Annotated in this window: 1 protein-coding gene; it reads right to left on the bottom strand. The window is 44.7% G+C overall.

The window, feature by feature from the left end:
- Positions 1-511: IS110 family transposase (locus tag ACXAF9_RS18160; RefSeq protein ID WP_475076838.1), on the bottom strand; the 511-nt coding region annotated here is incomplete at its 3' end.
- Positions 512-628 lie beyond the last annotated feature (117 nt).

Consider the following 628-nt stretch of genomic DNA (forward strand, 5'->3'; position numbering starts at 1 on the left):
TTTCAAGATGTTTGAGCATCAGTTTAATAGATGAATGAAGTTCTTTTGGCATAATCTGCAATCGATTTTTTTCCATCGTTTGCATTTCCAAGAGTTGGCTTCTGCGAACCAGTAAGTCTTTGATAAGTCGAGACTGTCTGTCAGGTATCGGTTTAATATCGGGCTTGATGGTAGCCGCAAAACGAGCGATAACCGATGCGTCAATTTTATCTGTTTTGGCAAGAACACCAATGGCCTGCGCATAGCGGCGAACTTGGATCGGATTGACAACGACAACTGGTAGATCGGCCTTATCACATGCAAAGACAAAGGCATGCTCGTAACGCCCGGTGGCCTCCGTTACGATACGTTTAACCTGATGTGTTTTTAGGACTTGTATGACCTTGGATATGTGTTCTTGGTCATTGGGAATAGAGAAATGGAGATCCAGAGGATGAAGGACAATATCCAACTTAGATTTGCCTACATCAACGCCCACGTTAATTTCGATTTGGTTTTCTGTGCTGTTCATAATAAGCTGACTCTGCCTTGCTATGCGGGCTCGAGGCCCCAATGACTGTTCGAGTTATTGCTATAGAGTCACGCAGCGCTACACACTTGTTATCGGTCTCTCGTAAGAGGAGCCGTC

This window comes from Neptunomonas sp. ABH4_499 (assembly GCF_056160565.1).